We start from the raw sequence: 22,763 nt of genomic DNA on the forward strand, positions 1-22,763 counted from the left end.
ATCGGCGTACGCGCACGCCAAGCGGTGACAGGGGGATGGGAGCGAGGGAGGAAAGGGGTCGAAACGTCGGGAATCCGTCCGGACCCCGATGAACAGTAGCGGCGGAAACGCCCTGGTCACCCCTGGCCCTGGGGGTATTACCTCGATGAAGTGACCTTGGTCCGTGGGGGGTTTATCCGGGCGACCGATGACTTTCGAGCCACGTGACCGATAGCCACCTGACGGACGGGCACCGGACCGTCCCCGGGCCGCGCGCCCGGGGCCGACGTCCAGAGATCAGGCGTGCGACGCCCACCGCATGAGGTTCTGGAACAGCTCGGCCTGTTCGATCGCGTCGTCCAGGGCGTTATGGGTGTGAGGGCGGGAGGACAGCAGATGGGGCGGCATCGAGCGCTTCGTCGCGTCCTTGATCGGCACGGCGGCCTTGGCGGCGTACAGCGTCTTGAGGTCCATGCAGCGGGAGTGGCCGAAGGGCGAGCCGGCGTCGGCGAACCGCATGAAGTACCAGTACATCCACATCCAGTCGTAGCCCAGCGGGTACGCGACGAACACCGGTGTGGCGGCCAGCTCGGCGGACACGGTGGCGAGCCAGGCCGCCGCGGCATTCATGGCCTGTGCGGGGTCCTGGCCTTCCTGGGCCAGCAGCCCGCGGTCCAGGCCGCTGACCGCCAGGGCCTCCGGGTCGTAGGTGTCGCTGATCGGCTTGAGTTCGGCGTAGAACGTGCGCTCGGCGGGGTCACCGGGCTTGAACGCCTGTCCGTCGTGGACCCCCGCGACCGCCAGACCGAAGCTCGACATCGAGAACGGGCCGGGAATCGGGCCGTCGGCCTCCACGTCGGCCGACACGTAGAACTCAGCTTTCGCCATGGCCTTTACTCCGCATCCCGAGGTCGACGAGTGGACGGGGTGGTGCCGGCCGGCCGGGATCAGTCGACCCGCTTCATGACCACGTGCAGGCCCCGGTCGGGGACTTCCTCCACGCGGTCGAAGACCCACGTCTCGCCCCCTACGACGAAGGTGTCCCCGGGCACCAGGTCGTAGTCCTGTTCCTCGTCGGCAGCGACGGTGAAGGAAGCCAAAGGCGGGTGGCCCGTCCGAACTTGAACATGCGCCAGAATGAAATCGACATCGCCGCTCTGGGCGGGAACGCCGGTCCGCAGCCAGACTTCACCGGTCATGTCATTGCTCCAAAGTGGTGTAGCGATTCTTGATGAATTCCCTGAACTCCGTGACCGTGAGCGGCTCGGGGTGCCGCAGGTTGTGGGGGTTGCGCAGATGTATCAACCCGCGGTCGTCCACCTCGGTCACTTCGTAGGCATGGCCCGGGATGAGCTTCTTCGGGAGCTTCGCGTCTTCCGACTCCAGGCCCACTGTGCCGACCAGCACCGGGCATCCGTCGGACAGTTTCGCTCGGAACGCTTCCAGGAGCTGCCGGTCGGGGCTTCTTCCCTGGAAGTCGTATCCCGTCGGGAAGTCCTCGGTGTACGCGGACCGGCCCGTGAGCTGGGTGAGGAGCTCCGCACGGTGATTGGGGAAACTTCCCTGGTCGAGCCGGACATAGCCCTCGTTCGGCTTGCTCCGCCCTTCGTCCCAGGTCTGGTCCACTCCGGCAATCGCCTTCTCGAGCACCGACGGCCACGCCACATTGCCGTCCCCTGATTTCGCGTACAGCGGCCTGTCGGGCGACAGAGCACTCACGGGGAGTTCCGGCGTCACGGTGAGGACGGTGACGGCACCCGTCGGCGAGTAGTGACGCCAGTCGCCGTCAAAGGTGCTCTTCGTTTGATGGAGTGTGACTTCATAGTTTCCGTTCTCACCCTCCTTGACGCATTCCGAGATCGCCGAGGGTCGATGTCCGGCAACCGCGCCCATCGTAGAGACGATGCCGCAGTCGTTCAGCGCCCCCTGCTTGGTCTGGTCACGAGAGGGCGGACCGTCGAACAGGGGAATCCGCCGTCCGTCGGGCCCGTCCAGGGGGGTGCCGTAGCGTGCAAGGGTGATGCCCTCTTCGGGTAACGCCATGTCGTTGAAGTCCGGCTGATCGACCGTGGCAAACGTGTCCGCGGGCTGATCGTTCGGTTCCCTCCAGCCGGACACCACATCCCGTACCCGACCCACCAAGTCCCCGACCAGGGGCGCTCCCTCAGCGTCCGCCGCTTCCGACGCCGCCGGCAGCTCCGGTTCGCCGGGCTCCGACGGTTCGTCGCCGATGTCGCCGAGCGACTCCTCGTGGTCCGTCTCCCGAACCGGGGCCCCCGGTTCCTCGGGTTCGGCCGGTTCTGCGAAGTCGTCGACCGGGGTCGATGAGAGAGAGGCGTCGGGGCGAGGAGGCACCTCGGGAATCGTCGCGTCCGCTCTGTCGCCGGGCGGGGTGTACAGCTCGCTCACTCCGGGCTCCCCGTGGCCCGTTCCGGCGCCGGTGGCCTGCCGGGTCGGCGGTCGAAGCACGCGAGTGTGCGGGCGAAGCGCTTGGTCCACTCCTCCGACGGGTCCGTGCAGCCGACCGCCTTCTCCAGCAGCGACGGCGAGTAGCGCCCGTGGTAGAACTGCCGCGTCTTCGTCCCCTTCCGGGCCTTCCATCGCGGTTCGGCGACCGGGCAGGGGTCGTGTCCGTCGAGCTGGGCCCGCATCACCGCGGCGACATGCTCGGCCAGCGCGTCGGGTGAGGCCGTGGCTCCGACCCGGCTGTGGACCGCGCGGTCCACAGCCTGGCCGATGGCGCACTCCACCATGCGCCGGTCCGCGGACCAGTAGGGAGCGAGGGCGCGGCGCATGGCCTCTCCGGGAAGGGGCGTGGTCCAGCTCAGCAGATGGGACGCCACGGTCATCTCGGCCCAGAGCGTGATGCGCAGCTCGTCCTGTTCGTTCAGGCGTTGCGCGGTGCGCAGTTGCCGGAGTGTGCAGGGGGCCGTGCCGCACTCCGCGCCGCATGCCCGGCTGCGCGGCGCGATCAGCGGTGCCGGAGACGCCGGCCGGATGGCCGCGGCGTCCTCGCGGGCCGTACCGTCCTGCATCCGGACGAGGATCGGATAGTCCATGCCGTCGGTGAACACGGCGGCCTCGCCGGGCTTGAGGGTGACCAGGTACTCCGACTGGGCCTCGGTGATGTTCATCGTGGCGCCGACGGCCTCGCGGTCGTCCTGTGCCGGCAGGCGGTGGACGACCTTGGCCGCGGTGTTCTTGATGACGTCGGGGACGAGTTTGCTGGGGATCTGGTCGGCGATCACCAGACCCTCGCCGTAGGCCCGGATCTCGGCGAGCAGCCCGGCGAACATCTCCACGGCGTGCGAGCTGGCCCCGCCCTCCTCGGAGCGGCGCAGGAGTCGGTGGGCCTCCTCGAAGACGGTCAGGTGACGCAAGGGGAAGGAGAGCCTTCGCGTCGTGCGCTGTTCCATCCGCAGGTACTCGATGAGCCGGATCAGGATCGTCCCCATCAAGAACGCCTTGTCCTTGTCGTCGCCGACGTCCTCGATCTCGAAGACCACGTTCCGCTTGAGGAGTTCACCGAAGTCGATGGGGTGGCCGCCCTCCAGGAACCGCCCCGTGGTTCCGAGCCGGAGACTGGCGAGCCTGATCTTGATGAAGCCCTGGACGTTGTCGGTGATCTCCTTGCCGTAGCCGATCTCCGACACGATCTGGAGGGCTGTGTGCTCCAGGTCCTCGAGCGTCGGGTAGCGCGGCTCGGTCCCGGAGGCCTTCGGTTCGCCGAGAGTGAGATCCCAGCCCAGGTCCTCGTAGCAGCGCGTCAGAGCGGCGCTCAGTACCTGAGGGAACGGCTCCTGCGGGTCGAAGGAGGCGAGGAAGAGCGCGCGGACCATGTCCAGATGGGTCTGCAGGGGGAAGCGCTCACCCCCGGCGAAGAGGGAGGGCTCCAGGGGGTTCAGCCCGGCGGGGAGCGCGTCACGCTCGCCCGGCTTGATGACGATGACCTCGTCCTCGTCCCTCAGCCGCGCGGACATGAACCGGTACTCCGCCTTGGCCGGCTCGACGACCAGCCACGGCAGGCCCTCGCGCGTGGCGGCTTCGAGCAGGCCGCGGACCGTCTGGGACTTGCCGCCGCCCGTCGCCCCACAGACGAAGGTGTGCCGGTTGAGCGTGGAGCGGGGCAGGTCCAGGTCGCCCACGGGGCTGCGGTTGCGGTCGAGGACCGCCCCCAGCCTGATCGGGGCGTCGGTGGGCCCGGAGCGCTGGGACGAGCTCTCCGGGGTGACGTCGAACTCGGGGCGGAGCGCGAAACGTATCCCGGGAATTTCCTGGGAAGGGGTACGGGCGACGGCCGCCAGCAGCTCCGAACTCGCGTGGAAGGGGAAGCCCGTGGGCTCCGGCAGGGACGCGCCGAGCAGGGTCGGCAGGTCGGCCACCTGCCCGGTCGGCTTGAGTGCGTACGGCAGCCCTTCGACGTCCGTCGACGCGCAGACCAGGGCCGCGACCCGTTGCGCGTCCTCGGCTGTCGCGGCGCCCGCCAGGAGACGTACCCGCCACAGCCCGGTGGCCTCCGCCCTGGCCAGCTCCTTGTGCCGGTGCTCCAGTCGAGCGCGCTCCAGGCCGTACTCCGGTGAGCTCTCCGCCTTGGACTGCACCCGCCGCTGTCGGTCCGCCGTCTCACCGGCCATCTCGTCGAGTTCGTCCGGCGCGACCGGGTCGGCCACCACCAACCACGCGAAGGAGTCCTGCCACACGCCGAGGAGACTGTCCTCAAGGGTCGGGCGGACGCGGGACGCCCCCCGTTCCCGAGGCTCGTCCTCGACCAGCAGCCCGTCGGCGACGCCGGCGATGGCAGTCCAGTAGGGGAAGCCCGCCATCGCCTCGCTGTACGTCCCGGGAGGTGTGCGCCGTGCCCGAGCGCCTGCGGGGAGCCGGAGCAGTACCGTCTCCGGGCCGGCGGCGTCGGCGCTGCCGACGAGGGACGAGCCGCCGAGGAAGACGTCTACGGAGCGTGCGGCCGACGGACGGGACCAGCTGAGCAGGACACGTCCCGGGGGCGGGCCGGCTGTCACCGCAGGGCCGGGCGTGTGGCACGCGGAGACCAGCGCGGCGAATCTCTGGGCGCGTAGATCGTCCTCGTGATCGACAGGCCGGGAGGAGTCGGGCCTCGGGCGCGGCACCTCGGTCAGGCGGTACGTCGGCATGTCCAGGACGTGTTCCCACAGCACGATCGGCTCGATTCCCCCGTTGATTTGATCTTGAAACCGCATCCTAGTCGCCCGGTTCCGCGGGCGGTGGGGCCGCTGACCTGCGCAGCGGCCCCACCGTGACGGCGTTACCCCTGCGGTGGCCAACCCTGGCCGGGCCACTGCTGGTTCGGCTGGGCCGGCGGCGCCTGGGGTGGCCAGGTGCCGGGAGGCTGCTGCGGGGCGGCCCCCTGAGGCCAAGGCCATGCCGGCTGTGCGGGCTGCCCGGCCGGCTGGGCGCCGTACGCGCCGTAGGGGTGGCCGCTCGCGGCAGGCGGCGGTTCGTGCACGGGGTGCGAGGGCACCTGGGGCGGCAGGACCGGGGCGGGTTGATCCGGGACACCCGCGGGCTGCTGCGGCGGCATCGCGGCGCGCGGGGGCAACGCAAGTTCGGCCAAAGGCTGGTTGCTGAACCGCTCGAGCTTCACGATGTTCGGGTTGCACAGGGCCGTACGGGTGCTGACGGATCCGTCAGGACCGCGTTCCACGAAGACGAGATTGAAGTCCGCGAGCCCTTGCAGCTGCGTCGGCTCCAGCACGTATTCGTACACCCGTTGTGTCGTCCTGCCGTCGCTCGTGCTGACGCTCCTGCTGGCCGTCTGCGTCGTCGACTCGTTGGTACCGACCGTCCTGGTCGTGCTCCGGTTCTCCGACTCCGTGTAGCTGCCGCCCTCGCTGGAGCCACTCGTACTGCTGGTCGGGAACCCGGGGCCGTCGGAGTAGGTGTCGGACGAACTGGTGCCCCAGTTCGTCCCCCAGGACCGCGAGAAGCCGACCGTTGACGCGGTGGAGGTGGAGGTCCCCTTCGTGAGCGCCACCGACGTGCTGACGCTCTCGCCGTGGGTGTCGGTCAGGGAGTGCAGGATGAACCGGTACTCCCGACCGAGGAAGTCGGCCGCGACGCCGGCTTCCTGGTGGTTGCCGAGCCGCATGAACGCGACGGCGCCGCCACCGATCATGTCGCGGGCGGTCTCCCGTAGATGAGCGTGCATGACGGTCAGCTGAGCACCGCGCCACTCACAGACACTGGCGAGCTGCTCCAGGTGACGCCGCTGCACCTCATGCTCGCCGAGGGCCACCACGACCGCCGGTGCCTGCTCGTCGAGTGTCGAGAGGCGACGCGCCACACTGAGGATCGCGAGGTCGGTGAGGAGTTCGATGCTGGCGCTGCCGGTCGTCCGGTCCAGGCTGAAACATGTGAGATAGCCGGGGCCTCGCCCCGCACGCTCACTGCCCAGCTGCGCCAACGGCTGGATGAACGCCTCCAGCCGCATCAGTCCTTCGCGTATCTGGTCCTTGTTCTTGTCCGTGAGCAGATCGTCGGCAATGCGGTTGCGCTCGGCGCGGGTCAGAGAGCCGCTCTCGTCGAGATCACCGAGCAGTGCTCGCAGACCGGCGGCGATCCGGGCCGGCGTGACGTTGTCACCGAGGGCCTCGCAGAGCCTGTTGAGGATCCGGGTGTCCATGGTGCGGCCCGCTCGGGTGGCCTCCGACGTGTCTCCGTAGACGGCTTCGACGAGCGCGTCGACCAGTTCGTCCGGCCGGAGGCCGTCGAGGATGCTGCTCTGCGGCTGGTGGCTGGGCAGCAACTGCACATCGACAGGCGCGCCCATCTGAGCGGTGAGGACCGACAGCTCCCGGCAGATCTGAGTCTGCGTCAAGTCCAGCACGATCAGCGGACGCTCGCGCAGCGTCGACGCGCCGAAGACGGTGAGAAAGCCCTCCCGGCTGCGCCGCGTCCCGCCGAACACGTCGAGACGCTGGTTTACGGCCACCGGCAGGGCACCCCAGAGATCCAGCCCGCGGATGCGCTGGTCCTCGGCGTACTCGAACTGGCCCTTGGCGTGTGTCCACGCCGCCGACTCGTGCTGGTACCGCTGTGCCAGCTCGTGGCGGACCTGCTCCACCTTCTGGTCGGCCGTCGCCGCCGCACCACCGGTCTGGGTGTGGACGAGGACGGCGCCCACCGCACTGATGGCTGCCAGCATCAGTCCGGTCGTAGGGGCGAACAGGGAGACCACCAGGAAGAACGCGGTGAGGCCGCCGCCGAGCTTCAGCGCGGTCCCCTTCCGGTCCGCGGTGTTCAGGCGGGCGGCCCGCGCCCTGTTCAGCAGCATCTCGGGTACGTCGAGGGGCGTGGGCGGCGGCTGGGTGAAGGCGTGGCGGTAGGCCTCCGCGTCGCGGTAGACCCAGCCGATCCGCTGTCCCGGGTCGAACAGCCGGGACAACAGCTCCGCTTCTTCCACGCGTGGTTCGTCGGGTTGAACGGTCATGACATGGACTCCTGGTCGGGCGCGTTGCTCAGCGGGCTGCCTCGGCGAACTTCTCCAGTTCGCGGATGCGCTGATGCATCGGAGGGTGCGAGGCCATGAGGCGCTCGACGAGCTTGTCCTCCGCTCGCTCGACGTCGGAACTCTGCCAATCGCTCAGCGCCGCGTGCAGCCAGGGGCCGTAGCCGAGTTCCGCGGCCGTCCGGTCGGCGCGCAGCTCCGCCGCGCGTCCGGCCCAGGCGAGCAGGTACGGCGTCACGAACACGACCAGCACCGGCGGGAACGAAACCGCGACGGCGATCACCAGGCCGACGAAGATGAGGCCGACAAGGCAACCCAGGAGCGGAAGGATGTGGGCGACCACGCCGACGACACGCAGGACGATACGAGCCAGGAACTTCGCGAACTTGCCCGGCAGGGCGTACCAGAGGCCGAGGAGGCCGGCCCAGGCGTGTCCCCCGATGTGGTGACCGAGTTCGTGCGCCAGGACGGCCGCGAGCTTGTCCGGTGCGAGATGGCTCAGCGACCAACGGGTCACACCCACCATGTGACCGGCGGCGGCAGCGGCGTTGATCTCCTCCTTGTCCTCGATCCACAGCTCGTACGTCGCCGGGTTCTTGATGTTCGCCCTGCGCATCACGTCGTCCCACAGCGGGCGCAGTGCGGCGAGCTCCGCAGCGGTCGGTTCACGCCACCTGAGCACCGTTTTCGCGAACAGCCTCTCCGCGGGGCGGTAGAAGACGAGTGCGCCGGAGGCGAGCCAGACGACGATGAAGGCCACGTCGACACCGGGGGGCATCAGCGAGGAGATCAGCCACACCACGAGGAGGCTGCCGAGGAAGTTGGGCAGCATCAGCAACAGCGTCGTCAAGGCCGTCGCATCGGCACGGCGGTTGATCTGCCGGCCGTCTGCGTACGCGTCAGGGCCGGGCGCGTAGACGGGGGTTGGAGGAGCTGTGGGCGCCTGGGCGGGCGGATACCCCGGTGCGGGGACCGGAGCGTGCGGCGGAGGTGCCTGCCCGGCGTATCCGCCGAGGAGATCGGGCTGCTGCGACGGCGGGGGAGGCTGATGACCAACCGGCTGCTGCGGGGCGAACCCGGACTGCGGAGCGAACCCTTGCGCGGGCTGCCCGTACGGCGGGGGCTGTTGGGGAGGGAGGCCGGGCTGGGGTGCGTACCCGGGCTGGGGTTGGGGCTGATGTCCGTACGGGGCGTGGGGTTGGGGGCCGTATCCGGGCTGAGTGCCGTAGCCGGGTTGGGGCTGGGGGCCGTATCCGGGCTGAGTGCCGTAGCCGGGCTGCGGCTCAGATCCGTACCCGGGCTGGGGCTGAGATCCGTACCCGGGCTGAGGTCCGTACCCGGGCTGAGGCTGCGGAGGGTACGCCTGAGGTTGCTGCCCCTGCTCCTGTCCCTGTCCCTGCTCCTGTCCCTGCACCGGAGGCGGCTGGGGTGCGTACTGAGGTGGCGGACCGTATCCCCCTTGCTGTGACGGGGGTTGGGGCGCAGGTGGGTGCTGCCCTTCGCTCGACGCGTACGGATCCGTCGGGTGACTCACCAAGGTTCCCTTTCAAGGCCGCGGCAGGGCAGCTGTGCCACCCTGCCGCGTATGCGAGGGCCTCGGACAACTGCGTGTGCGCGACCAGTGAGGACGGGCATGGTGAGCCCCGTCCTCTTCCCCCGGTTATGACAGCAGTCGCACTGGCCTTTGAAGAAAGGCCTATCGTTATCCACTCGAACAGGCGCTGTCCACTTGCGTTGTTGACTGGTGAGACGCGAACAGAAGAGGGTCGCAGCCGGTCAGGGCGCTGTCGTGGCTGGTTTTCGTCCCCACGTGGTGAGCATGCCGGCCGACAGCGTGGCGCATTCCTCGGAGTCCAGGTAACGGATCGCCCTGTCGACGGCCGCGTCGTCGACCAGGCCGGTGGCGAGCATCGCGGCTCGGCTCCGATCCCAAGTGTCCACCCAGAAAAGGCTGATGGGACTTCCCGGCTCCAGCGGTGGCACATGGATCTCGGCGGCGACGGCGTCGAGCCCTGCCCCGCGCAGCAGTTGGGGGTAGGACGCGACCCAGGAGACGTCGGTGCCGATGGTCTCCCGCAGCCCCCGCCACATCGCCCGCATCGCGGTCGTGTACGGCGTGTCGGGCGTCCGGTCGCTCGTCAGGTCGACCGCGTCGCTGAGCACCAGTACACCGCCGGGCGCGACGAGATCGGCGAGGCGGGTGATCAGGCGCTCGTGCTCGGGCAGGTGCATCAGCACGAAGCGCGCGTGCACGAGCCGGAACCGGCCAGGGGCGAAGTCCGGCGCGGTGACGTCGGCCTCCAGCACGTCGAGTCCGGGCACGGGCCGTTCGGCGAGGAAGCGTGCGTCACGGTCGACCGCGAGCACGCTCTCCACCCCGGCCTCCTCCAGCAGCCGACGCGAGACCGTGCCGGTTCCGGCGCCTACGTCGAGGCACCGCCAGCCCGGGCCTGCCCCCAGCGCGCGCAGCCGTGCCATGGTGGTGTCGTCGTACGCGAGGGCGCCGAAGTCGATGCGCTCGCCCTCGCCCACCCGGTCGGGGCGGAACACCGCCTCGCCGTAGCGGCCACTTCCCGGCGCGTCCCCGCGCGGAGCGGTGCTCACGCCGCCGCCGACGTGGCGCGGGGCGAGTCGCCTCGGACCGCTCCCGGCGCGCGGTCGGCGCGGCATGGGACGGTCGGGTCATCGATCTGTTTCATGGCCGGATCTCTTCCCACGGGTGGGGCTGGCGGGCGGCCGTCGTCGCGAGGCCGCCGCCCTCGATCCTGCCCCTGCGGCCGCCCGGGCGGCCGAGGCGCGCCGCGTCCGACCCGATCGGGCCAAGGGGGGCGGGGGCCGCGAGCCGGGGGGGGGATCGGCAGTGCCGGAGATCGCGGGCGTACGCGACGTCGAGCCGGGGCAGGTCGTGATCATGACAGACACGCCTCCCGTGGGACTCGCCCCCACCTCCGGCCCCACCGTCCCGCCACCGCCCCGGCGCCCGTTGCGGCAGTTGCTGGCGGCCTCCGTCGGCAACGCGGTCGAGTGGTACGACTGGTACGCGTACACCTTCCTCGCCGCGTACATCGCGAACCAGGTCTTCCCCAACGGGTCCGGCAACTCCCTGGTCCCGCTCCTGTCGACGTTCGCCGTCTTCGCCGTCGGCTTCTTCATGCGCCCGGTCGGAGGGCTCCTCATGGGCGCCGTGGCGGACCGGCGCGGCCGGCGGTTCGCGCTCACCGTCACCATCCTGCTCATGGGCGGCAGCAGCCTGCTCGTCGGTCTCACCCCGACGTACGCCGCCGCCGGCGTACTCGCCCCGGTGGTGCTCGTCGTCGCCCGGCTGCTCCAAGGGCTCTCGGTGGGGGGTGAGTTCGCGGCCTCGACCACCTTTCTCGTCGAATCGGCCGGACCCGGACGGCGCGGACTCTTCTCGTCCTTCCAGTACGTCTCCACCTCCGCAGGCCAGCTCGCCGCCTCCGGAACGGCGGCTCTGCTCGTCGGCCTGCTCGGGGACGAGCGGATGAACGGCTGGGGCTGGCGGATCCCGTTCCTCCTCGGAGCCGTGCTGAGCCTCGCCGGCTTCTGGATCCGGCGCGGCGCCGAGGAGACCCACGACGTGGCACGACACGACGCTCCCCGGCCGGGCCTCTTCGAGGCGCTACGGCACCATCCCCGCGCCTCGCTCCTGATCGGCGGCATCACGGCCGGCGGAACCCTCGCGTACTACACGTGGACCTCCTACCTCCCGACGTACGCGGAGCTCAACACCGGAATCGACAAGGCGGACGCGCTGCTCGCCGGGACGCTGTCGCTGGCGTTCTTCGCCCTCCTGCAGCCAATCGGCGGGCTGCTCTCCGACCGGTTCGGGCGCAGGCCACTCCTGCTCTTCTTCGGTCTCGGCTTCGCCCTGCTCGGCGTACCGCTGCTGCGCGCGCTCGACGGCTCGTTCCTCAACCTCTTGCTGGTGCAGTGCGCCGGCATGCTGTTGCTGACCGGCTTCACGTCGATCTCGGCGGCCGTGAACGCCGAGATGTTCCCCGCTCGCGTCCGGGCGGCCGGGATCGGCTTCCCGTACTCGCTGACGGTCGCGATCTTCGGCGGAACGGCCCCGTACGTCGGGACCCTCTTCAAGGAACTGGACCGCCCAGGTCTCTTCCCCTGGTACGTGGCCGTCCTGTGCCTCGTCTCCTCGGTGGTGTACCTCCGGCTGCCGGAGACCGCGCACAAGGAACTGGACCGCTGACCCGGCGAGGTGACCGGAGGCGGGCATGCGATGCCCCCGCCTCCTCCGATGAGGGGCGGGGGCAGCGGCATCGACGCCGGTACCGCTCGACGGGCCCACCTGATGGGCCTGCGTGGTGAGGCCTACGCGGTGAGCCTGCGTCGTGAGGCCCAGGGGGCGGGCCTACTCGTCGCGGTCGAGGGAGTCGCGGACGCCCTGGGTGCGCTCACGAGTCGTCTCGCCCGCCTCCCGGGCCTTGCCCTTCATCTGGTCCGTCTTGCCTTCCGTCTCCATGCGCTCGTTGCCCATGGCCTTGCCGGCGGTCTCCTTCAGCTTGCCCTTGGCCTTCTCCGCTTTTCCCTTACCAGCCATGATCGATGTGCTCCTTTTCTGTGGATTGGCTCCAGAGTCACGCTAGGCCCGCTCCCGAAATCCCGCCCGTCGAACCGGCCGCCCGCTCCGCCGACGGGGATCCCCGTCGCCGTCGAGGGCCGCGCCTCCAAGCCCGGCGCCGCGCCTCTCGTCCGCCATCTCCTCGCAGAATCTTCACGACCGGGGATGCGCGCCGAACGGAGTACCGGGCAGCCGAACTGGAGGAGGAGAGCTGGGACTCGCCGAGGAGGCAAGGCCGTGATCGCCGTAGCCCTACTGCTTCTGCCCTCGCTGGCGCTGATGCTCGTCGCCCTGGACCGGGTCGAGGACCGGATGTACGGCACCTCGGCGCCCCAGGGGCGGCCCAAGCCGGCGCGGCACGCGCGGCCCCGGAGTCGACGCCTCGAACCACCCGTGCCCGGCTCGCGTGCCGGCCGGGACGCCATGCCGTGCGTAGGGCGGATCGACGCGGGTATGCGCCCCTGCGTATATGACCGGAATGCCCCGGCCTGCAAGGCCGGGTCGGCCGCACGCGGAGGGTCAGGTTCGCCAACATGGCTGGTGACGGCGAGTTCGAGCGGGACCGGAACTACATCACGACACGGATCACGGCCGAAGGCCGGGACGGCTACCCCGTCGAACCGGGGCGCTACCGGCTGATCATCGCCCGCGCCTGCCCCTGGGCGAACCGGGCCGCGATCGTCCGGCGGCTGATGGGCCTGGAGGACGTCCTGTCGATGGGTATCGCCGGGCCTCTGCACGACGAGCGCAGCTGGTCGTTCCACCTGGACCCGGGCGGCAAGGATCCGGTGCTCGGCATCGAACGGCTTCAGGAGGCGTTCTTCCGGCGCGAGCCGGGCTACGCGCGCGGCATCACCGTTCCCGCGATCGTCGACATCCCGACCGGCGAAGTGGTGACCAACGACTTCGAGCGGATCACCCTCGACCTCGGCAGCCAGTGGACGGCACACCAGCGGGACGGCGCGCCCGACCTCTATCCGGAGAAGTGGCGCGACGAGATCGACGACGTCGCCGAGAAGGTGTACCGGGACGTCAACAACGGCGTGTACAAGTGCGGTTTCGCCAAGAGCCAGGAGGCGTACGACAAGGCGTACCGGAGGCTGTGGGAGCGGCTGGACTGGCTGGAGGAGCGGCTCACCGACCGGCGATATCTGGTCGGCGACACCCTCACCGAGGCCGACGTCCGTCTCTTCCCGACCCTCGTCCGCTTCGACGCCGTCTACCACGGCCACTTCAAGTGCAACCGGCAGAAGCTGACCGAGCTCCCGGCGCTGTGGGGATACGCGCGGGACCTGTTCCAGACGCCGGGGTTCGGCGACACGATCGACTTCCAGCAGATCAAGGCGCACTACTACGTCGTCCACCACGACATCAACCCGACCGGCATCGTCCCCCAGGGCCCCGAGACCGGTGGCTGGCTCTCGCCCCACGGCCGCGCGGAGCTCGGCGGCCGCCCCTTCGGCGACGGTACGCCTCCAGGCCCCCCGCCCCCGGCGGAGCGGGTCATGGCGCCGTGAGCGTTGGCGGGGAGGGCGTTTTCGTGGTTGATTTATGTTGAAATGTGTTCTCTTTCTGCCCGGGTGGGGGGCGCGCATGAAGGGCCGGGCGCGGGGCACATGCCTGGCGACATGAGGTGGTGGAGATGAAGAGGCTCACCATGGGTGTCGAGGAGGAGTTCCTCCTCGTGGACCGCGCCACGCGCAAGCCGGTCGGCCGGGCGCCTCTGGTGATCCATGACGCCGTCGAGGACCTGGGCGATCAGGTGCAGACGGAACTCTTCGAATCACAGGTCGAGATCGCGTCCCGCCCGACCGCGTCGTGCCGCGACCTGCGGCACGAACTCGCTCAGCTGCGCGCCCACGTGGCCAAGGCGGCCGAGGCGCACGGATGCCTGCCCGTGGCCACGGGAACCCCGGTTCTGCCGTCCGAGGGCCCCCTGAGCGTGACCTGTTCCGAGCGCTACCGGACCATGGCCGCCCGCTTCCCCACCCTTGTCAGAGCCCACGGGAATCCCGTCTGCGGCTGCCATGTCCACATCGGCTCGTTCAGCCGCGCGACCGCGCTGGCTCTCGCCGCTCACATACGTCCCTGGCTGCCGGTGCTGCAGGCGATCGCGGGAAACTCCCCGTTCGCCTACCGCCGCGACACCGGCTTCAACAGCTGGCGTTTCGTCGCGTACGAGGTGTGGCCCACCGTGGGCCCGCCCCCCGTCCTCGACGAGGCTCAGTATCTGGAACATGTCGCACGCCTGGTGAGCACCGGAACCGTCCTCGACCGGCGGATGCTGTACTGGTACGCGAGGCCGTCGGAGCACGTACCGACGCTCGAGGTCCGCGTGGCCGACGTCAACGCGGACCTTGACACGGTGATCCTGCTCGCGGCGCTGACGAGAGGGCTCGCCGCGACTCTGCTCCAGGACGTTGAGGCCGAGCTCGCCCCGCCTCGGACGCCGCTGACCCAGCTCCTCCTGGCGCACGAACTGGCCGCGGCCCACGGCCTGTCCGGTATCGGCCTCGACCCGGAAACCGGACAGGAGCGGCCGGCCGTCGACCTGGTGCACGCACTGATCGACCGAGCTGGTCCGGGCCTCGACGCGCACGGTGACTCCCCGATGGTCGAGGAGCAGTGGCAGCGGCTGAGGACGCAGGGCAACGGAGCCGTGCGCCAGCGTGCCACGTACAGCCGGCTGAGGCGGTTCGCGTCGGTGGTCGACGACGTCGCAGCCCTCACCGCGGCCCCCTGAGAGGGGCCGCACATGTCCGCGCCCCCGCGGCCCGAAGGGAGAAGGATTCCATGAGCAGCCCACAGGGGTTCCACCCCCGGACCGCCGTCGTGACAGGCGCGGACTCAGGCATCGGGCGGGCGACAGCCGTCCGGCTCGCGGCGGCCGGGATGGACGTCGGTGTCACCTGGCACAGTGATCGGCGGGGCGCGGAGGAGACAGCGGCCGAGGTGCGGGCCCAGGGACGCAAGGCGCACGTCGAGCACCTGGATCTGACCCGGTTGCCGGGCGCCGCGGACGTGGTCGACGTGCTCGCGGACCGGCTCGGGGGCATCGACGTACTCGTCAACAACGCCGGCACCGGCACCTCCACGCCCTTCGTCGAACTCGACCACGACACCGTGCGGCAGGTCCTGGACGTCGACCTGGTCGGCCCCCTGCTGTGCGGCCAGCGCGCGGCCCGGCGCATGATCCGTCAGGGCCACGGGGGCCGCATCGTCAACGTGACCTCCGTGCACGAGCACCAGCCCAGGGTCGGCGCCGCCCCCTACTGCGCGGCCAAGGGCGGCCTCGGGCTGCTGACCCAGGTCATGGCCCTCGAACTCGCCGCCCACGGCATCACCGTCAACGCCGTCGCCCCGGGCGAGATCGCCACGCCGATGACCGGCCAGGAGGACACCGACGTCACCACGGAGCAGCGGCCCGGCGTCCCGCTGGGACGGCCGGGCGACGCACGCGAGGTCGCCGCCGTCATCGCGTTCCTCACCGGCCCTGACGCCTCCTACGTCACCGGGGCGTCCTGGGCCGTCGACGGCGGCATGCTGCGGATGGGGCCGATGGCGGGCTCGCACATGGAAGCGGACACCTGGCGCAGCGGTTGAAACCCCGGCGCCCAGGGCGACGGCCCGGCGGAGGCGCTCCGTCGGGCCGTCGCTGGTGGGAGGGGGCTCAGCAGGCGTCCACCCATCGGTGCGAGGAGACGTTGTCGTTGACGAGCTGCCCCTTGCCCGCGCCGGGGCCGAAGAACCTCAGGCCGGAGAGGCCGAGGTCGGGGAGGGAGTGGCCCTGGTGGAGGCAGACCCACGACCCGCTCCAGTCCAGGCCGTAGAAGAGCTGCACGTCCTCGGCACGGCCGGGGTAGCCGTTGTTCCAGACGTCCGAGACCTTGTTACGGCAGCCGGCCCAGTTGGCGTTGTCCGCGTTCCACTTGCAGTGGAAACCGCCCGCGTGGGGGTGCTCCCAGGCGTAGAGGAATCCGTCCGCGGGGGGAACGGCGGCCGGGGCGACAGCGGCTTCAGGTGCCGTGCCGGACGCGGGAGCGGTGGCCTCGACTCCGGGGGCGGTCAGCAGGGTGAGGGCGGCGACGGTGAGTGCCGTCGCGAGGGCACGGGTGGTGCGCATGGTGCTTCTCCTTCTTCGAGAGTGGCCGAACCGTCCGTCGCGGTGCGGCCGGGGGACCGCCGCGCGGATACGCGGCGGAGTTCGAGGGGGCAGGTCAGGCCTGCGGGGCGTCGCCGAGGACGTGGCGCGCACGGGGCAGCGCGGCGGCCCTGAGCCGGTCCCGCGCCTCCACGTCCGTGCGGAACTCGCGGGCCAAAAGCCCGCCGTGGTGGGCGTCGAGGCGCCGGGCGGTACGGGCCAGGGCCGATTCCTCGGCGCACCGCACCTCCGCCAGGGCGAGGGCGACCTCGTGCGCCGTGGACAGCGGGCGTACGGAGGAGAGCGCGGCGGCCCGGGCGGCGGCCGGCGTGGTGAACGCGTGCCCGGCGCGCCGCATGCACAGCCCCCACGCGGCGAGCCGCTCCTGGTACTCCGCCTCGTTGGTGACGCGGCTCCGCCGGAGCTGCTCCAGAGCCTCCACCCGGGTCGACGCGCGGAACCAGGCGCCGAGGTCTCCGTAGAGCCGCCGCTGCGCCTCCGCGACGCAGCCGCGGTCGCTCCGCCGTACCGTCCCGCCTCCTGGCAGATCGACGGTCAGCCCGTCGGGAGAAGGGCCGTTGGCGGCGACCAGCGCCGCTGACCTGCGGTCCGGAGGCAGAGCGGCGAAGTAGGCGCGGTTCGGGTCGCGCCGGGCGAGGTCCGCCCGCTGCCGTCGCAACTCGGCGCCGTAACCGTGCCGGCGGGCCCAGGCCGCGTCGTCGAGGACGTACACGAAGCGTGTGGCCGTCGGATCGTCGTCGAGCGGGAAGACCTGGTACGTGAACCCCTGCCGGCCCATGCAGTCGCGCAGCAGCAGTTGTTCGGCGTCATGCAGCAGCCGGTCTTCCTCGCCGGGCGCCTGTACGCCGCCGGCGAGCGGGGGGAGCGCGGGCGGAGGCCGTTCGCCCGCCGCCGGTGCGTCGGGGCCGGTCAGTACGGACGCGGCGAGCGCGATCACGGCGCCCGTGACGGCCATGGCGGTGACGAGGAGCGAGCGGTGGCGGGCATGGCTGTGCCGGGGCATGAGGGATCTCCTGGGAAGAGGGGTGGGGATGGGGGCCGGGGACGGGGTGCGAATCCCTTGGGCCCCGCCGCGTGGCTACGGGAGCGCACGGGGTCGGGTCACCGGTCGGGACGCTGCCGTCGAGCGGCGCCGCAGCCGGACAACCGAAGTCTGTGCCGGTCGGGAAGCGACCCGCAACCGTGTCCCGGGCGCTTCGCCGAAGTCGGGATTCCCACCCCTCTGACCTGCAAGGAAGCTCATGTCCCGGGATGCGCGGGAGCCCGGGACAGGGCGCCGTGGCGGGGGAGAGGACCGGACCGCCCTGACAACCGCGCCCGCCCGCAACGCACCCGCGACCGTGTCGTTCTCGTGGTGTGTCCGGGCGCGCCGCAGAGGCCGCGTCGCCGAGGGCGCCGACGAGGAAACGAAGGAGCGGATCCGTGGACCACCGGAGCAGGCAGAAGAGCGGGCTCGGCCGCAGGGAACGAAGTCGTCCCGGACGGGGGCTCCTCGCGGCGGCCCTGGCGTTGGCCGCGGCCGCGTGCCTGGCGGCGATGCCCGCCGACGCCGGGGCGCGCGTCGGGGGCGTGTCACCCGTGCTCGACCAGGACTTCGCCGACCCGGACGTCGTCGCCGTCGGCGGTGTCTTCCACGCCTACGCCACCAACGCCCACGGCAGGAACGTCCAGCACGCCACCTCCACGGACCTCGTCCACTGGACCGTCGAGGCGACGGACGTGCTGCCCGAGGTCGGCGCGTGGGTCACGCTCGATCCTCCGAACCACGTGTGGGCGCCCGAAGTCTTCGACAACGGCGACGGATTCACGCTCCAGTACACGGCCCGCGACCGGGCCGGCGGCCGCCAGTGCATCGGCGCGGCCGTGGCGGACTCGCCCGACGGCCCGTTCCGGCCGGTCGGCGACCGCCCTCTGGTCTGTCCGACCGAGGCGGGCGGCGCCATCGACGCGTCGAGCTACACCGAGAACGGCAAGCGCCACCTGCTCTGGAAGAGCGACGGAAACTGCTGCGGGCAGGACACCTGGCTCCACATCCAGCCCGTCTCCTGGGACGGCACCCGTGTCACCGGCGACCCCGTCCGGCTCGTCAAGCAGGACCGCGCGTGGGAGGGCGGCCTCGTCGAGGCGCCGACCCTCGTCAAGCGCGACGGCCGGTACGTCCTCCTCTACTCGGCCGGCGACTACCGCGGCGACGGCTACGCGACGGGCTGGGCGACGTCCGACACGCTCACCGGGCCGTACGTGAAGGGGGAGGGGCCGCTCATGACGACGCGGTCCTTCTCCGGAGCGGTCAGGGGACCCGGCGGCCAGGACGTCGTCACCGGTCGCCCCGGCGGCCACGACCGGATCCTCTTCCACGGCCACGGCGCGGACGGCCAACGCCGGGTGCTGTACGCCGCCGACCTGGGCTTCGCCGACGGCCGCCCCGTCGTGCGCGGCAGCAAGGTGCTCCACGAGGCGGAGCTCGCCCGCGTCCACCGGGCGACCGTGCGCGAGGCCAGGGACGCCTGGGGCGGCCGGGCCGTCGGGCACATCGACGAGCCCGACAGCTTCGTGGAGTTCCGGGTCTTCGCCGCCTCCTCGGGGCCGCACACTCTGACCGTCCGCCACGGCAACGGCTCGCTGGACGCCTCGGGCGCGCCGGCGGCGGCTTCCCACACGCTGACGGTCAACGGCGCGGCGGCGGGCACGGTCGACTACCCGTACACCGGCTGGGACGCGTGGCAGGCGCGCGAGGTGCCGGTGAAGCTGCGCGCCGGGTGGAACACCGTCCGCCTCACGAAGGGGGAGCGTTACACGGAGCTGGACGCCGTGGAGGTCGCGTAGCCCGGGCGTGGACGCCGGTCCGGAACCGACCGGACCGGCGTCAGGCCCACTTCTGCCGGGCGGTCCGGTCGCACGGCACGACCCGTAGGCCTTCCGCGCTGTCGTCCAGGCAGCCTCGGGGCGCCGTGCTGCTGATCTGGGCCGCCGTGTCGTCCGGCTCGCTGACGGACCACCGCTGGGTGGCCGGCGAACCGCAGGCCACGGTGCGCGGGCCGCTGGGGTGGTGGTCCAGACACTCGCCGGTCGCGTGGTTCCTCAGCTGCACGCTGCCGTCCGCCGCCGTGCGGACGGTCCACCGCTGGTACGGCAGGCCGTTGCACGGGTACGAGCGGGTGCCCATGTCGAGGCTGTCGTCGAGGCAGGCACCCGTCGCACGGTTCACGAAGATCCTGGGGTGGCCGCTCGCGCCGGTCGCACCGGGCGCGGGCGTCGGGGCCGCGTCACCGGTTGCCGGGCTCCCCGGCTGGAGGAGACCGACGGCCGTGGCCCCGAGTACGAAGCCGAGCGCGGTGCCGGCCAGGGCCCAGACCGCGCGCCCGTTCCGCAGGAAGGGACGGCGCGGCGGGTCCTCCGCCGCCTCCGGGTCCCCTTCATTCAGGTCCGCACCCTGTGCCGGTCTGCGCTGGCTCCGGTCCGCCGCCTCCCACAGAGGCCGGAAGTCGGCCGGGTCGCCGTCGAGGGCCTCGCACAGGTCGCGCACCGTCGCCCACGGTGGCACGGTGGTGCCCCGGAAGTAGCGGGACAGCGACGAGTCGCTGATGCGCACGCTCGTTTCGAGGGAACGCAGCGTGCAGCCGGAGCGCCGCTGGAGGTCGCGCAGCGCCCTGCCCAACGCGCGGGCCGGTTCCTTGTCGTCAGGCCGGTCGGCAGCCATGAGGGCGTCCTTCTGTTCCGGGCCGCAGATGATGTGCGGGCAACCGGCCCCGCAAGAGGGGCAGATGGTGTTGCAGCAGGTCAGAACGGTCAGAACCCTAGAGCGCGGCGGATCTTGGGGGCAACCGCCGCCACTCTCCAGAGGGAAGCCGGGGCCCTTTGTTGACCGCCGAAAGCGGCTACGTGGGGCCTCCAGGGGCCCGAGGAGGCGGCCGCCGGCCCGTCAAGGCGAGCGGGCGCCGCGCCCGCCGTGAACGGGTCAAACCTGCCACTCCGCTGATATGACCTGGCAGCGCCGGGGTAGCCGCGTGTTCATGGAAGCGAACAAGACCACACCACTGCGCGCCGTCGCGCTCGTCTGCACCCTCTCCCCGTCGCCCGCCCCCTCGAGTTCCCAGCTGCTCGCCGAGCACGTCATGGACGCGCTCGGCGAGCACGGCGTCACGGGGAAGGTGATCCGGATCGTGGACCACGACGTGCGGGCCGGGGTCGAGGCCGACATGGGCGAAGGCGATGCCTGGCCCGAGATCCGGGACACGATCCTCGGCGCGGACATCCTGGTCCTTTCGACCCCCATCTGGCTCGGCCACCCCTCCAGCGTCGCCCAGCGGGTCCTGGAGCGACTGGACGCGGAACTCGGCGAGTCCGACGACGAGGGCCGGATGCTCACCTACGGCAAGGTGGCGGCGGTCTGCGTGGTCGGCAACGAGGACGGCGCGCACAAGGTCAGCGCGGACCTCTTCCAGGGCCTGAACGACGTCGGCTTCACGCTCGCCCCCAACGCCGTCACGTACTGGGTGGGCGAAGCCATGCAGGGTACCGACTTCAAGGACCTCGAAAAGACCCCCGAGAAGACCGCCGCCACCACGAAGACCCTGGCCGCCAACACCAGTCACCTCGCCCGACGCCTCAAAGGGGCGCAGTACCCGCCCTCCTGACGTCGGCCCAGGTCAGTCGCCCCGGCCCCCTGCCCCGCCCTTCGGCGAGCGGGGCAGGGCCTCCTGGAGCTTCGCCTTCACGCCCTGGGCGACCACATGCAAACGGCCTTCGTCGTGCGCCAGGGCGGACAGGGTCGCCTCGATCTGTTCCCAGGTGGAGTGGGGCGGGATCGGCGGTACGGCGGGGTCGGTACGGAAGTCCAGGACCGTGGGGCCCTCCACGGTGAGCGCGGTCCGCCAGGCGTCCTCGACGTCGTCCGGTCGGACGACCCGGATTCCGTCCATGCCGAGCGAGCGTGCGAAGTCCGCGTACGCAACGTCGGGAAGCGACTGCGACGGTTCGAACGGAGGCGTACCGCCCAGGGCGCGCATCTCCCAGCTCACCTGGTTGAGGTCGTGGTTGTTCCACACCGCGACCACCAGCCGGGGATCGCTCCACTCCTTGGCGTACTTGGCCACGGTCACCAGTTCGGCGAGGCCGTTCATCTGCATGGCTCCGTCGCCGACGAGCGCGATGGCGGGCCGGTCGGGGTGGGCGAACTTGGCGCCGATCGCGTAGGGGACGGCGCTGCCCATCGTGGCCAGCGTCCCGGAGAGCGCACCGCGCATGCGTCCACGGAACGTCAGGTGCCGCGCGTACCAGTTGGCGGTCGAACCGGAGTCGCACGTGATCATCGCGTCGTCCGGCAGCAGCGGGTCGAGGGCGCGCGCCACGAACTCCGGGTTGACCGGATCGGCGTCGAGCGCGGCGCGCCGCTCCATGACCGTCCGCCATCGGCGTACCCCGTCGACGGTCGCCTCCTGCCAGGACCGGTCCTGCTTGCGTGTGAGCAGGGGGATCAGCTTGCGCAGTGTGGCGGCGGCGTCCCCGACGAGATTGACCTCGTTGGGGTAGCGCAGACCGATCATGTGGGGATCGATGTCGATCTGGACGGCTCGCGCCTGTCCGTAGGGCGGCAGGAACTCGGAGTACGGGAAGCTGGAGCCCACCGTGAGGAAGGTGTCGCAGTCGCGCATCAGCTCGTACGACGGGCGGGTGCCGAGGAGTCCGATCGAGCCTGTCACGTAGGGCAGTTCGTCGCTCAGCGCGTCCAGGCCGAGCAAGGCCTTCGCGACGCCGGCGCCGAGCAGTTCGGCCGTCTCCGCCACCTCCCGCCGCGCGCCGGCCGCCCCTTGACCGACGAGCATCGCCACCCGCCGTCCCTCGTTGAGGAGTTCGGCCGCCCTCGCGAGGGCGTCGTCGTCGGGCACCGGCGTCCAACCGCTGACGTCGAGGCTGGACGGGACCATCTTGTGGGCGTGTTCGGGCGGGGAGTACTCCAGCTGCTGCACATCCGCCGGGAGGATGACGGCGGTGGGGGCGCGGCGAGCGTACGCGGTGCGGATGGCGCGGTCGATGACGTTCGGCACCTGCTCGGGCACGTTGACGGTCTCCAGGTAGTCCGCCGCCACGTCCTTGAACAGGCTGTGCAGGTCGACCTCCTGCTGGTACGAGCCGCCCATCGCGCTGCGGTCCGTCTGCCCGACCAGGGCCACCACGGGGACGTGGTCCAGTTTGGCGTCGTACAGCCCGTTCAGGAGGTGGACCGCGCCTGGGCCCGAGGTCGCCACGCAGACGCCGACGCGCCCGGAGAACTTGGCATATCCCACGGCCTCGAACGCGGCCATCTCCTCGTGCCGCGCCTGGATGAACCGAGGATCGTCACCGGCCCGCGCCCATGAGGACAGCAAGCCGTTGATGCCGTCGCCGGGATAGCCGAAGACATGACGGACCCCCCAGGCCCGCAGGCGCTCCAGTATCCGGTCTCCCACCGTTTCCTTGCTCACGAGAACGTGCCTCCGTCCGTAGAAGTGATGAGCACCCGCCCCGGCACCCGAGTGAGGGGCACCCGCCCCGACACCTGC

18 protein-coding genes are annotated in these 22,763 nt (G+C 71.1%); 6 read left to right on the top strand and 12 right to left on the bottom strand.

Annotated features, from left to right (window positions below):
- Window positions 1-276 precede the first annotated feature (276 nt).
- The 7 genes from ACWF79_RS24940 to ACWF79_RS24970 form a co-directional block, all read right to left on the bottom strand.
- Window positions 277-867 carry an exonuclease gene (locus ACWF79_RS24940; protein ID WP_453730356.1) on the bottom strand — a complete coding sequence of 197 codons (591 nt, stop codon included), beginning with the start codon at window positions 865-867 and terminating at the stop codon, window positions 277-279.
- Between the two features lie 59 nt (window positions 868-926).
- Complete coding sequence (locus ACWF79_RS24945) at window positions 927-1,178, bottom strand: DUF6406 domain-containing protein (RefSeq protein WP_453730357.1); 252 nt, start codon at window positions 1,176-1,178, stop codon at window positions 927-929.
- A gap of 1 nt (window position 1,179) precedes the next feature.
- Window positions 1,180-2,388 carry a C2 family cysteine protease gene (locus tag ACWF79_RS24950; RefSeq protein WP_453730358.1) on the bottom strand — a complete coding sequence of 403 codons (1,209 nt, stop codon included), beginning with the start codon at window positions 2,386-2,388 and terminating at the stop codon, window positions 1,180-1,182.
- Window positions 2,385-5,153, bottom strand: coding sequence for an ATP-binding protein (locus ACWF79_RS24955; RefSeq protein WP_453730359.1), 2,769 nt, complete (start codon window positions 5,151-5,153; stop codon window positions 2,385-2,387). The genes ACWF79_RS24950 and ACWF79_RS24955 overlap by 4 nt, the downstream gene beginning before the upstream one ends.
- 107 nt (window positions 5,154-5,260) lie before the next feature.
- Window positions 5,261-7,444: a hypothetical protein gene (locus tag ACWF79_RS24960; RefSeq protein WP_453730360.1), complete on the bottom strand. Its 2,184-nt coding sequence runs from the start codon at window positions 7,442-7,444 to the stop codon at window positions 5,261-5,263.
- Between the two features lie 28 nt (window positions 7,445-7,472).
- Window positions 7,473-8,312 (bottom strand): M48 family metalloprotease, encoded by an 840-nt coding sequence (locus ACWF79_RS24965; RefSeq protein WP_453730361.1) that lies wholly within the window; start codon window positions 8,310-8,312, stop codon window positions 7,473-7,475.
- 926 nt (window positions 8,313-9,238) lie between these two features.
- Window positions 9,239-10,066: a class I SAM-dependent methyltransferase gene (locus ACWF79_RS24970; RefSeq protein ID WP_453730362.1), complete on the bottom strand. Its 828-nt coding sequence runs from the start codon at window positions 10,064-10,066 to the stop codon at window positions 9,239-9,241.
- Window positions 10,067-10,373: 307 nt separating this feature from the next.
- Between ACWF79_RS24970 and ACWF79_RS24975 the strand changes: the two genes are divergently transcribed.
- Window positions 10,374-11,687 carry an MFS transporter gene (locus ACWF79_RS24975; RefSeq protein ID WP_453730363.1) on the top strand — a complete coding sequence of 438 codons (1,314 nt, stop codon included), beginning with the start codon at window positions 10,374-10,376 and terminating at the stop codon, window positions 11,685-11,687.
- A gap of 162 nt (window positions 11,688-11,849) precedes the next feature.
- Here ACWF79_RS24975 and ACWF79_RS24980 read toward each other — a convergent pair whose 3' ends face one another.
- Window positions 11,850-12,038, bottom strand: a complete 189-nt coding sequence (locus ACWF79_RS24980; RefSeq protein ID WP_453730364.1) for a CsbD family protein — start codon at window positions 12,036-12,038, stop codon at window positions 11,850-11,852.
- Between the two features lie 554 nt (window positions 12,039-12,592).
- Here ACWF79_RS24980 and ACWF79_RS24985 point away from each other — a divergent pair.
- The 3 genes from ACWF79_RS24985 (at window position 12,593) to ACWF79_RS24995 (ending at window position 15,662) form a co-directional block, all read left to right on the top strand.
- Window positions 12,593-13,576 carry a glutathione S-transferase family protein gene (locus ACWF79_RS24985; protein WP_453730365.1) on the top strand — a complete coding sequence of 328 codons (984 nt, stop codon included), beginning with the start codon at window positions 12,593-12,595 and terminating at the stop codon, window positions 13,574-13,576.
- Window positions 13,577-13,701: 125 nt separating this feature from the next.
- A complete protein-coding gene (locus tag ACWF79_RS24990) occupies window positions 13,702-14,802 on the top strand; it encodes a carboxylate-amine ligase (protein WP_453730366.1) in 1,101 nt (366 codons plus the stop codon).
- Between the two features lie 50 nt (window positions 14,803-14,852).
- Window positions 14,853-15,662: an SDR family oxidoreductase gene (locus tag ACWF79_RS24995; RefSeq protein ID WP_453730367.1), complete on the top strand. Its 810-nt coding sequence runs from the start codon at window positions 14,853-14,855 to the stop codon at window positions 15,660-15,662.
- Between the two features lie 67 nt (window positions 15,663-15,729).
- On the opposite strand, the gene ACWF79_RS25000 is transcribed toward ACWF79_RS24995, so the two are convergent.
- Together ACWF79_RS25000 and ACWF79_RS25005 are read right to left on the bottom strand one after the other, a co-directional pair.
- Window positions 15,730-16,182: a hypothetical protein gene (locus ACWF79_RS25000; RefSeq protein ID WP_453730368.1), complete on the bottom strand. Its 453-nt coding sequence runs from the start codon at window positions 16,180-16,182 to the stop codon at window positions 15,730-15,732.
- Between the two features lie 94 nt (window positions 16,183-16,276).
- Complete coding sequence (locus tag ACWF79_RS25005; RefSeq protein WP_453730369.1) at window positions 16,277-17,224, bottom strand: hypothetical protein; 948 nt, start codon at window positions 17,222-17,224, stop codon at window positions 16,277-16,279.
- A gap of 419 nt (window positions 17,225-17,643) precedes the next feature.
- Here ACWF79_RS25005 and ACWF79_RS25010 point away from each other — a divergent pair, with 419 nt between their 5' ends.
- Window positions 17,644-19,047, top strand: a complete 1,404-nt coding sequence (locus tag ACWF79_RS25010; protein ID WP_453730370.1) for a family 43 glycosylhydrolase — start codon at window positions 17,644-17,646, stop codon at window positions 19,045-19,047.
- A gap of 40 nt (window positions 19,048-19,087) precedes the next feature.
- Here ACWF79_RS25010 and ACWF79_RS25015 read toward each other — a convergent pair whose 3' ends face one another.
- The gene (locus tag ACWF79_RS25015) at window positions 19,088-19,921 is read right to left on the bottom strand and encodes an RICIN domain-containing protein (protein WP_453730371.1); all 834 of its coding nucleotides are present in this window, start codon (window positions 19,919-19,921) and stop codon (window positions 19,088-19,090) included.
- 313 nt (window positions 19,922-20,234) lie between these two features.
- Here ACWF79_RS25015 and ACWF79_RS25020 point away from each other — a divergent pair, with 313 nt between their 5' ends.
- Window positions 20,235-20,858 (top strand): flavodoxin family protein, encoded by a 624-nt coding sequence (locus tag ACWF79_RS25020; RefSeq protein ID WP_453730372.1) that lies wholly within the window; start codon window positions 20,235-20,237, stop codon window positions 20,856-20,858.
- A 12-nt stretch (window positions 20,859-20,870) separates the two neighbouring features.
- On the opposite strand, the gene ACWF79_RS25025 is transcribed toward ACWF79_RS25020, so the two are convergent.
- Complete coding sequence (locus tag ACWF79_RS25025) at window positions 20,871-22,685, bottom strand: thiamine pyrophosphate-requiring protein (protein ID WP_453730373.1); 1,815 nt, start codon at window positions 22,683-22,685, stop codon at window positions 20,871-20,873.
- Window positions 22,686-22,763 lie beyond the last annotated feature (78 nt).

Source organism: Streptomyces sp. NPDC054975 (assembly GCF_053609105.1).

Excerpts from the sequence above, each read along its gene's own strand:
- ACWF79_RS24960 (WP_453730360.1), bottom strand. The coding sequence starts at position 7,444 with ATGACCGTTCAACCCGACGAACCACGCGTGGAAGAAGCGGAGCTGTTG.
- ACWF79_RS25000 (WP_453730368.1), bottom strand. The coding sequence starts at position 16,182 with ATGCGCACCACCCGTGCCCTCGCGACGGCACTCACCGTCGCCGCCCTC.
- ACWF79_RS24975 (WP_453730363.1), top strand. The coding sequence starts at position 10,374 with ATGACAGACACGCCTCCCGTGGGACTCGCCCCCACCTCCGGCCCCACC.
- ACWF79_RS25020 (WP_453730372.1), top strand. The coding sequence starts at position 20,235 with ATGGAAGCGAACAAGACCACACCACTGCGCGCCGTCGCGCTCGTCTGC.
- ACWF79_RS24940 (WP_453730356.1), bottom strand. The coding sequence starts at position 867 with ATGGCGAAAGCTGAGTTCTACGTGTCGGCCGACGTGGAGGCCGACGGC.
- ACWF79_RS24980 (WP_453730364.1), bottom strand. The coding sequence starts at position 12,038 with ATGGCTGGTAAGGGAAAAGCGGAGAAGGCCAAGGGCAAGCTGAAGGAG.
- ACWF79_RS24995 (WP_453730367.1), top strand. The coding sequence starts at position 14,853 with ATGAGCAGCCCACAGGGGTTCCACCCCCGGACCGCCGTCGTGACAGGC.
- ACWF79_RS24990 (WP_453730366.1), top strand. The coding sequence starts at position 13,702 with ATGAAGAGGCTCACCATGGGTGTCGAGGAGGAGTTCCTCCTCGTGGAC.
- ACWF79_RS25015 (WP_453730371.1), bottom strand. The coding sequence starts at position 19,921 with ATGGCTGCCGACCGGCCTGACGACAAGGAACCGGCCCGCGCGTTGGGC.
- ACWF79_RS25005 (WP_453730369.1), bottom strand. The coding sequence starts at position 17,224 with ATGCCCCGGCACAGCCATGCCCGCCACCGCTCGCTCCTCGTCACCGCC.
- ACWF79_RS24985 (WP_453730365.1), top strand. The coding sequence starts at position 12,593 with ATGGCTGGTGACGGCGAGTTCGAGCGGGACCGGAACTACATCACGACA.
- ACWF79_RS24945 (WP_453730357.1), bottom strand. The coding sequence starts at position 1,178 with ATGACCGGTGAAGTCTGGCTGCGGACCGGCGTTCCCGCCCAGAGCGGC.